Annotated in this window: 8 protein-coding genes and 2 pseudogenes; 2 read left to right on the top strand and 8 right to left on the bottom strand. The window is 72.9% G+C overall.

Going from position 1 to position 8,936, the window contains the following annotated elements:
* Nucleotides 1–43: 43 nt before the first annotated feature.
* Nucleotides 44–268 (bottom strand): DUF4287 domain-containing protein, encoded by a 225-nt coding sequence (locus ACIQI7_RS21665; RefSeq protein WP_401112429.1) that lies wholly within the window; start codon nt 266–268, stop codon nt 44–46.
* Between the two features lie 1,729 nt (nt 269–1,997).
* Between ACIQI7_RS21665 and ACIQI7_RS21670 the strand changes: the two genes are divergently transcribed.
* Nucleotides 1,998–2,798 carry an SDR family NAD(P)-dependent oxidoreductase gene (locus ACIQI7_RS21670; protein ID WP_401112431.1) on the top strand — a complete coding sequence of 267 codons (801 nt, stop codon included), beginning with the start codon at nt 1,998–2,000 and terminating at the stop codon, nt 2,796–2,798.
* 150 nt (nt 2,799–2,948) lie between these two features.
* On the opposite strand, the gene ACIQI7_RS21675 is transcribed toward ACIQI7_RS21670, so the two are convergent.
* On the bottom strand, nt 2,949–3,536 hold the full coding sequence (locus ACIQI7_RS21675) for a TetR/AcrR family transcriptional regulator (RefSeq protein ID WP_401112432.1): 588 nt from the start codon (nt 3,534–3,536) through the stop codon (nt 2,949–2,951).
* 395 nt (nt 3,537–3,931) lie between these two features.
* On the opposite strand from ACIQI7_RS21675, the gene ACIQI7_RS21680 reads away from it, so the two are divergent.
* Nucleotides 3,932–5,308, top strand: a complete 1,377-nt coding sequence (locus ACIQI7_RS21680) for an erythromycin esterase family protein (protein ID WP_401112434.1) — start codon at nt 3,932–3,934, stop codon at nt 5,306–5,308.
* Nucleotides 5,309–5,323: 15 nt separating this feature from the next.
* Here ACIQI7_RS21680 and ACIQI7_RS21685 read toward each other — a convergent pair.
* The 6 genes and pseudogenes from ACIQI7_RS21685 to ACIQI7_RS21710 form a co-directional block, all read right to left on the bottom strand.
* Nucleotides 5,324–5,577 (bottom strand): annotated as a pseudogene (locus ACIQI7_RS21685) (IS5/IS1182 family transposase); the annotation flags it as partial.
* 75 nt (nt 5,578–5,652) lie between these two features.
* Nucleotides 5,653–5,946: a hypothetical protein gene (locus ACIQI7_RS21690; RefSeq protein WP_401112436.1), complete on the bottom strand. Its 294-nt coding sequence runs from the start codon at nt 5,944–5,946 to the stop codon at nt 5,653–5,655.
* A gap of 60 nt (nt 5,947–6,006) precedes the next feature.
* Nucleotides 6,007–6,156: a hypothetical protein gene (locus ACIQI7_RS21695; RefSeq protein WP_401112439.1), complete on the bottom strand. Its 150-nt coding sequence runs from the start codon at nt 6,154–6,156 to the stop codon at nt 6,007–6,009.
* Nucleotides 6,157–6,253: 97 nt separating this feature from the next.
* Nucleotides 6,254–6,485 (bottom strand): annotated as a pseudogene (locus ACIQI7_RS21700) (transposase); the annotation flags it as partial.
* A 603-nt stretch (nt 6,486–7,088) separates the two neighbouring features.
* Nucleotides 7,089–8,045, bottom strand: coding sequence for a DUF4331 family protein (locus ACIQI7_RS21705; protein ID WP_401112442.1), 957 nt, complete (start codon nt 8,043–8,045; stop codon nt 7,089–7,091).
* 525 nt (nt 8,046–8,570) lie between these two features.
* Nucleotides 8,571–8,936: RidA family protein (locus ACIQI7_RS21710; protein ID WP_401112445.1), on the bottom strand; the 366-nt coding region annotated here is incomplete at its 5' end.

Below are 8,936 nucleotides of genomic sequence, written 5' to 3' on the forward strand. Positions count from 1 at the left end.
CAGCCTGCGCCCCGGAACGGGGCCCGTCGACCCCGACGCGCCCTCAGCCGGCCTTCCCGGCCTTCCCCACCGTCTCTGCCGTCTCGGCGAGAGTGTGGGCGACGAGGGCGTTGGCGTGGCCGTGGCCGAGGCCGTGTTCGCTCTTGAGCCAGGCGACGAGTTCCATGTGGCGGGCGAGCGGGGAGGTGCGGATGAGGTCCTTCCACTCCTCGATCGGGCGGCCGTACTTCTTCTCGACGGACGGGAAGTAGGAGGCGGGGCCCTTCACGGCGGCGGCCTTCCCGTCAGGGGTGGCGGCGGCGATCAGGACGAGGCCGGCGGTGGCGAGGGCGATGCCCAGTCCGTAGTCGTCGCGCAGTTCCTGCAGGGCGGCGAGGACGACGGCGGGGCCGGACCGTTGCTGCTCCGCCCTCCGGGGCTGCTCCGCCCGGCCACCGCTGCCGGACCGCCGGACCGGTCCCGCCCGGCAGTTCGCCGCCGCTCACCCCGCTCGGTTGCTGTCATACGGTTCCGGCTGCTGCTGCCGGTCTGCTCGCCGCCGTCCGTCCGCCGTCCCGTTCCGGTGCTGCTGCGCCGCCCCTTCGCCGTCCCGGCCTGGCTCGGCCGAGGCGCTGCTCGCCGCCGCCCTCCGCCGTCCGGCCCGCTCGGTAGCCGCCGTCCTGGCTTCCGTGTTCTGCCGGGCCGTCCCGGTCCCGGTTCGGTGGCTGTGCCGCTGGGTTTGGGTGCCTGCCAGGCGGTGGTCCAGCAGGGGACGCCTGCCGCTTGTCCCGGCCTCCCCGGCGTCAGCGTGGCAGGGTGTCGGTCCTGTTCCGGTGCTGGAGGGTTTGTGGGGAGGGATCGGGGTCAGAAGAGGACCGGCGGGCGAGAGCACGGGTCCGGACGGTGGACATCCCCCCTTCACCGTCCGGACCCGCGTCGCCGACCGGCTGGCCACCTGGAACCGCGGCCGGGCCTGCCGCTCACCAGTCGGCCTGGCTCGGACCCGGGGTCTCGCCGCGGTCGTTCCGCTTCGCTGCTCCCAGCCGGGACGACGCCGTCGGCCCGTGCGCCGCGAGTGCGCCGGTCGCCGGCCGGGACGGTCCCGTCCGGCCGGTCCGTGGTGGCAGGCCTTGCCGTCGCGCTCGCCGGGCCGACTGCCGCCCGGCCGCCGGCTGTCGTCCCTTCGCCAAGGCCGCCTGGAGGGTGACGGTCCGCCGGCCGCCCGGTCGCTGCGTGCCCCGGCTCCGCTGCCGCCGTCCCAGCCAGTCCGCTGCCGTACGGTCGGTCGTCGTCCGCTCCGCTGCCGCCGTCCGCTGTCACCGGCTGCTGGCTGCTGCTCGCCCTCCGCCGTCCCTGCCGCCGCCCGCTGTCCGTCCTGTCCGGGGCCGCTGCGCGGCACCCGGTAGTCGCCGTCCTGCTCGCCCCACCCATCTGCCGCCGTCCGCTGCCCTGGCCGGGGCCGGCCGCCGTTCGGTTGCTGTCGTACAGTCCCAGCCACCTCGGCCGGACCATTGCTGCTCTGCTGTCCGGCTGCCGTCCGGGGCACCTGAGCCCCGCCCGTCGCCAGGTCGCCGTCCCGGTCCGTCCGCTGTCGTACGGTCCGTCCCGTCCGGGCCCCGGCGGCCGCCGCCCGGCTGCCGGCCGGTGCTCGTCCCGCCGTCCCGGCGCCCGCGTCGCCGCCGTCCGTCGCCTTGGCCGGTGTCCATCCGTTGCACTCCACCTGGCTGCCGTCTCGGCCGGGCCGGCGGAGGCTGAAGGCGCCGCTGCGTTCACCCTGGAGTCGCCGGTCGCCGCTTCCGTCCGGCCGCGGCTTCCGGCCGCCGCTGGGCGGGCGCTGCCCGGGCCGGGCGGGGCAGCGGTGGTTCCGGGCGGCAACCTTTCGGTGTCCGGCGGCAGTTCGGCCTCGTGGTCTGCATCCCCTGGTAAGTCTACAGTTGTAGACTTACCAGGGGATGCTTCCGGCCCGTCGCAGCGGCGTGCGGCGCGCGTGGCACGCCCAGGAGAGGGGAGACACGGGAATGGATCTCGAACTGGCAGGCAGGCGCGCACTCGTGACGGGTTCGAGCGCGGGGCTCGGCGAGGCCACGGTGCGGCTGCTGGCGGCCGAGGGGGCGGCGGTCGTGGTGCACGGGCGGGACCGGGAGCGCACCGAGACTGTCGCCCGGCGGATCCGCGAGGCCGGTGGAACGGCCCACGCGGTCGTCGGCGACCTCGCCGACGACGACGGCGCGGCGGAAGTCGCCCGCGCCGCCACGGCGGACGGTCCCGTGGACATCCTCGTCAACAACGCGGGCTTCTACCGGCACCTGTCCTGGACCGAGGCCACCCCCGAGGAGTGGCGGCGCACCTACGACGTCAACGTCGTCTCGGGCGTGCGCATGATCCGGCACCTGGTCCCCGCGATGCGCGAACGCGGATGGGGACGGGTCGTCACCATCGGCGGCGGACTCGCCTCCCAGCCCACCGACACCCTCCCGCAGTACAGCGCCACCCTGGCCGCCCGGCACAATCTCGCCGTCTCCCTGGCGCGCGAGCTCAAGGGCACCGGCGTCACGTCCAACACGGTGTCCCCCGGGGCGATCCTCGTCGACGCCACCCGGGACCTCCTCACCGGCATCGGACCCGGCCACGGCTGGGGCGAGACCTGGGAGGAGATCCGGCCCAACGCGGTGCGGGCCATCGCCCCCAACGACCAGGAACGCTTCGGCGAACCCGGGGAGATCGCCGCAGCCGTCGCCTACCTGTGCAGCCCCCAGGCCCAGTACGTCAGCGGGGCGACCATCCGCGTCGACGGCGGGCTCATCCGCTCCGCCTTCTGAGCACCCGCCGTCCGGGCACCCGGCGCCCGCCAACTCCGGCGGCCCGGGCGGCCCGGGCACCTCCGGGCGGCTCCGGGCGCTCCGCCAACTCCGGCGGCCCGAGCGGCTCCAGCAGCTCGGGCGCCTCCAGACGGCTCCGGCCGGGCGGGATCACCCCCGGGCGCCACCGGGAGCGACGAGTGGTTGCAGCATGTCCGCGAGCAGGTCGGCCAGACGCCCGTCGTCGGCGGCGGCGAGCGCGGAGGTGCCGACGACGGTGCGCAGCAGCCATGTCCCGGCGACCAGGGCGAGAGCGAGCTGGGCGCGCACGTCCGCGTCCGGTCCTTCCAGCAGGCCCGCCAGGCGGGCGCCCACGTGGGCCTCCACGCCCCGGCGCATGATGCCGGCCGCCTCCGGGTCCGGGGCCGAGCGCAGCAGCAGGAGGAACGGGTCGAGCCGCTCGGCGCCCGCGGCGGTGCGCTCGGCGAGGGCGCGGGCGATGGCGTGTGCCAGGGCGGCGGGTTCGTCGCCGACGACGGTCGGCGGGGCGAAGGCGCGGTCGACGGCCTGCGCGAACAGGCCTTCCTTCGAGCCGAAGTAGCGGTTGATCATCATCGCCGTCACGCCCGCCCGCTCGGCGATCTGCCGTACCCCGGCCGCGGCGTAGCCGTGCTCGGTGAACTCCACGACCGCGGCCGCGAGGATCGCCTCGCGGGTCGCGGCACCGTCGCGTCTGCGGGCGGGGGGTGCGCTGGTCATGGTCAGGAGCATACGGGGCCGGGGGTGCGCGGCCTCGCGGCCAGCGTCCGGCGCCGGGGCGGGGCGGGGTGGCGCCGTATCGAGGGGGCCGGCTTCGGACGGGCGTCCCAGCAGCCGCACCGGCGCGGCTGGGAGATGTAGGCGATGCACCGCGCGCCGTCCTTCTCCAGACTGCGGCATGTCTCAGAGACAGGCGGATGCGGAGCTTCGGGTCTGGGCGGTTGGCCGGTCACCGATGGCCCGCTGTTCTCGGGCAGCACATCGTGCTTGACTCCCATTCACGACGGGGAGCGTGGTCCCGGCACCCCGTCGGTCGGCGGGTGAGGACAACCCCCGGGCCGGTCGGGGGTGTACCGGGTGGCCTGCGGTGCCGGTGTCCGGCGAGAGTTGGGCCCATGATCACCACGCGCAAGTTCCTGCTCGCCGCGCTGCTCGTCCCGCTCGGTGCCACCCTGGCCGTCGCTCCGGCCGCTTCCGCCGCCGCTCCCCCCGCCGGGCCCGCGGCGTCGGTGTCCGCCGACGCCGTCGCGTTCCGCTCCCCCGAGGCCGCCCTCGACCGGGTGGCGCACCCGCTGCGCACCACCGAGCCCCGCGGCGGCGTCGCCGATCTGCGCCCGTTCGGCACGATGGTCGGCGGTGCCACCGTGGTGGGCGTGGGCGAGGCCACCCACAGCTCGCACGAGTTCATCGCCCTCAAGCACCGGGCCTTCCGCTACCTGGTCGAGGAGAAGGGCTTCCGCACCTTCGCCCTCGAAGCCGCCTGGAGCAGCGGACTGCGGATCGACGCCTACCTCACCCGGGGCGAGGGCGACCTGAAGCAGATCATGGACGAGGAGTTCCAGGGCACCTACCGGTGGTGGAACAACGCCGAGTACCGCGACCTGCTCCGGTGGATGCGTGCCTACAACATCCAGCACCCCGATGACCCGGTGCACTTCGTGGGCGACGACAACGGGTTCTCCGGCGCGGAGCTCTACGACAAGGTGAACGCCTACGCCGCCGCGGTCCTCCCCGAACTGGCTCCCCAGCTCACCGCGCTCTACCAGGGCCTGCGGCCCACCACCGACGCCGCCACCTACGTCAACGACTACACCTCGAAGCCGATGGCCGAACGCAAGGAGCTCGCCGAGCGCACCGGGCGGGCGGTGGACCTGCTCAGGCAGCACCCCGGCGCCGACGCCGGCGCGCACGCCTGGGCTGTGCAGCACGCCAGTGCGATCCACCAGATGACCACCCTGTACGCCTTCGACTGGGACGACCCCCAGAGCATCCCCGGCGCCATGCTCTACCGCGACCGCGTGATGGCGGACAACATCGTCTGGTGGCAGCAGCACACCGGCAGCAAGATCATGGTCTCCGCCCACAATGGTCACATCGCCCTCAAGAGTTACGCCCCGGACACGTACCCCCGGGTACAGGGCGACTTCCTGCGGGAACACCTGGGCACGGGTTACGTGAGCGTCGGTTTCACCTTCGATCAGGGCACCTTCAACGCCTTCAACCACGATGGTGCCCCGGAACGCTTCACTGTCGCACCTGCCGCCCCCGGCACCGCCGAACACACCCTCGACAAGGTCCGCTACCGCGACTACGTCGTCGACCTGCGCAACACCCCAGCCCCCGCCCGCGCCTGGCTCGCCGAACCGCACACGATCAAGAACATCGGCGCCACCTACCCCGGGATCGCCGACGCCCCGCAGATCCGCCTCGCTCAGACCCACGACATCCTGATCCACCTCCAGCAGGTCCAGGCAGCCCGGATGCTCAACTAGCACTTGTCCGGGCGATCATGTGCGGAGCCAGATGACGAGGTCGCGGCGGTGACGGTGCCGAGGTGGACGTAGCCGCGTTTGTCGTATCTGGTGGCGACCGCTCGGGCGTGCTTGAGCCTGTTGATGGCCCGTTCGACGGTGTTGCGTTTCTTGTACCGCTCCTCGTCGAAGCCCGGTGGTCGTCCGCCGCGTGAGCCCTTGCGCAGGCGGACGGCCCGGCTGTCGGTCTTCTCCGGGATCGTGTGCCGGATGCCGCGTCTGCGCAGGTAGTTGGGGTGTTGGGGCAGAGGTGTTGGCGCTGGTGACAGGGCGTTCGGTGCTGCCCTTGTTGGAGATGGCGAAGATCAGCTGGACGGTGTGGCAGAGAGTTCCGGGCGGTGCCGGCGGTGGTGTCCGAAGATCCTGGCTGCGACCGTGTCATCGGCTGGGTTGGTGGTGCAGAGCGGCTCGGCGTAGAACTCGCGGTAGCGCGGGGAGCGCAGCAGTTCCACGGTGGCCAGCACCTGCGGGCGGCCGTCGACGGACCTGCGGTGCCGGTCGTTGGCGGCCTGGTCGCCGTCGAGTGAGATGCCGACGCGTGGGGGTCCTGTCTCGCGGGTGTGGCAGTGGTCGCAGGCGAGATCGCACCGGCTGTGCATCTTCACCACGGTTCGGGCCGTCAGGGCTCGCGGTCGTGCGGGACGTGCCCGGGGCGGGTTTCAGCGGGTGGTGAGCCAGTGGATGAGGAGGGTGAGAGGCAGGGCGCCGGCGCTCGTGGCGGCGCCGAGGAGGGCGCGGGTGGCCAGTGCGCGGGGACCGGGCCAGATGGGGCGCTTGCGGCGGGGTCCGCGGTCGTTGGTGGGCGTCATCTCGGGCCTCCAAAGGGATGGGGCCGGGCAGCAGGCGTGCTGGCCTGGGCCGGGTGGTCGCTGGTCGCCATGGAGGGTAGAGACCTGCAGCCCCGTTTCATGCGCCACCGCACCCAGACGGGGACCACCAAAAGCCCCTTCGAACACCGGTATTGAACCCCTGACCTGGCATGACGGGCTCGGCTGGGGTTTCCCAGCCGAGCGTTTTGCGTGGGCGGCCGTTGAGCTGGGTTGCCACTGCCGCAAGGTGTTCCGGGCCGTTGGGCGGACAGATCGGTGCCCTTGGGGAAGTACTGCCGCAGCAGGCCGTTGGCGTTCTCGTTCAAGCCATCCTCCCGCCCGCGCCGCCCAGCCGTTGTTCCGGCTGCTTCGCTGGTCCCGTTCACGGTGGGCCGCTTCCGGCCGCCGACCGCTGTTGTACGGTCCCGTCGATGGCGGCGTGCGCCCGGCCGGGGCCGCTCCCGTCCGCGGCCCTCCGGTCTGGCTGGGGGATGACGGTCCGCCAGCGGCCAGGGGAGCGCCGGTGAAGCTTCCACGCCCGACCCCGGCCGCCCGGACCAGACTGCTCCCACAGGGCGGCGCAGGCCGCCGGCTGCGCAGCGGTCTCCTCGGCGCCAACGCCGGGCGGTGCCGGTCGACGAACGCCCGCAGCCGGTGCCGTTCGACGAACGCCCGCAGCCGGTGCCGGTCGTCGCCGGTGTAGGCGACTGTCCGGGTGCCAGCCGCTGTCGTGGCCTCGGCCTGGTGTTGCTGGTCGGCTCCGGTCCGGCCGTCCTGGCCTGGTGGCCGTCCCGGCCCCGCTTTCCCGTCCTGCTGCGCGATTCCGGCTCGGACGTGCCGGTGCTCCTGGTCGACGCGGCGGCGTGTTGGGCGGAGCCTTCGGGAGGACGGCTCCGACCCGGCCCTGCCACGCTGTGCGGCGTGGTGGGTGGTCAGTTGGTGTGGGGGGTGCCGAGGTAGGGGAAGTGGGGGAGCAGGTCGGTGTGGGGGCCGATGTTGTCGGTGGTGACCTTGCCGCCGGTGAGCATGGTGAGGCGGGCGGAGGTGACGTCGTCGGTGAGGGTGCGACCGTTGGGGTAGGCGGCGGGCTTGGCGCGGTCGTAGCGCAGGATGTCGGGCAGGACGGTGCGCAGGGCCTGTTCGGCGGCTTGCGGGTCGTACTCGCCGAAGTGCTGCAGGACGGCGGACCAGGGGTCGCGGTAGGTATCCCAGTCGTCGGCGGGTTCGCCGGCGTTGTAGGCGTCCTTGGCGTCCTCGGCGTTGAAGTAGGCGGTCAGGGAGGGGTGCGCGCCGCGGTCCACGGATTTCAGCTGCCCGTCCTGGTGGACGCTGACGCGGCCCCACACGCCGATCTCGGGCCGGGGGCCGAGTTCGGCGTCCGGGACCTCCAGCACGATGGCGAAGACGTTCTTGTCGGCTCCCCAGTCGACGCCGGTCCACTGGAACTTGGCGACGATGCCGTCCAGGTCGGCGAAGAACGGGTCGCTGCGCAAGCCGGCGTAGAACTTGTACGGCCCGGACTCCGCCGTCGCCGCCTCGGTGTCGAAGTTCACCGGCACGTCGGTGAAGATCGTCTGTCCGGCGGCGGCGTGGTCGCGGGCCTGGTCGCCGGTGGCGCGGTGGACGGTGACGGTCTGCCGGCCGTCGTGGGGCGGGGAGAAGACGAAGCTGTACGCGATGTCGGCCCGGTGGTCGCCGTCGGTGTCCACGTTGATGCGGTAGACGGCGTCCGGGTGGAACGCCTGGCCGCCGGTGGGAGCGACCGGGTTGACGTTCAGGATCAGCACGGTCCGGTCACCGGGCACCGTGAAGGCGAACAGGTCCGTCATGTCGAGGCGGGCGTCGTCCAGGGGGGAGCGGAGGTTGGGGCCGCTGAGGTGATGAGACATGCCACCAGCATCGGCAGCCGGGCCCTCCCGCGCCCGGCTGTGAGGCCTTGCGGGCCCGGAGGTTCACACCGTTGCTGCATCACCACGGGCCCGGCCGGACGCGGGGGCAGCCCGCGGAGGAGTTCCGGAGCTGACCGTCGGCCGGGCACGGTGTTCAGCGTGCTGCGCGGCGGCGGGCGATGCGGGTGAGGACCGTACCGGACAGCAGGGTGGTGCCGAGCGCGGCGAAGGCCTGGCCATGGGAGCCGGTCGCGGCGAGTTCGTCCGTCGGCGCCGAGCCGATGCCCGTGCATCGGCGGCTTCGCGGATCTGGTGGGCGACGAGGTCGGGGTGGGAGTGCAACGCGAGGTGCAACACGGCGCCCGCGTTGCACCACACCCGCACTCGGCACCTCGTAGGGCTTGGTCAGGTGGGCAGGTCTGCGGCGTGTTCCCAGGCGCCTCGGTCACGGCAGGTGCCGGGTGAGGGAAACGTTCGGGGTCCGGTGCAGCCTGCGCGGGGCTCCCTCCTACCCGGCCTCCTCGTCTATGGCTTCACGTCGAGACGCACGAGCGCGCCGATCTCCACGAGTTGGTCCGGCAGGGCCAAGTCAGACACTCCCATGACCGTGCTGGTGGGCCGGTGCTTTCCGAAGTACTCGGCGTGAAGGCGTGCTGTCGTGTCGAAGTTCTCCCGCAGGTTCCTCACCAGAACCGTGGACTCCACTATCTGGCTACGCTCGGCTCCGAACTGCCTCAGCACCAAGTCCAGATTCTCCAGCGTAGTGCGGACCTGCAGTTCGAAGTCGCCGACACCCACGAAGTTGCCGTGACGGTCATGAGACAGCTGCCCCGACACGTAAACCGTGTCACCGACCTGGGTGGCCTGGCTGTACCCGTACAACGACTCCCA

The sequence above is a fragment of the Kitasatospora sp. NPDC092039 genome, from assembly GCF_044756065.1.
In the GTDB taxonomy this organism is placed as follows: Bacteria; Actinomycetota; Actinomycetes; order Streptomycetales; family Streptomycetaceae; genus Kitasatospora.

Coding starts and splice junctions, on each gene's coding strand:
- ACIQI7_RS21690 (WP_401112436.1), bottom strand. CDS start 5,946: ATGCACAGCCGGTGCGATCTCGCCTGCGACCACTGCCACACCCGCGAG.
- ACIQI7_RS21670 (WP_401112431.1), top strand. CDS start 1,998: ATGGATCTCGAACTGGCAGGCAGGCGCGCACTCGTGACGGGTTCGAGC.
- ACIQI7_RS21705 (WP_401112442.1), bottom strand. CDS start 8,045: ATGTCTCATCACCTCAGCGGCCCCAACCTCCGCTCCCCCCTGGACGAC.
- ACIQI7_RS21675 (WP_401112432.1), bottom strand. CDS start 3,536: ATGACCAGCGCACCCCCCGCCCGCAGACGCGACGGTGCCGCGACCCGC.
- ACIQI7_RS21680 (WP_401112434.1), top strand. CDS start 3,932: ATGATCACCACGCGCAAGTTCCTGCTCGCCGCGCTGCTCGTCCCGCTC.
- ACIQI7_RS21695 (WP_401112439.1), bottom strand. CDS start 6,156: ATGACGCCCACCAACGACCGCGGACCCCGCCGCAAGCGCCCCATCTGG.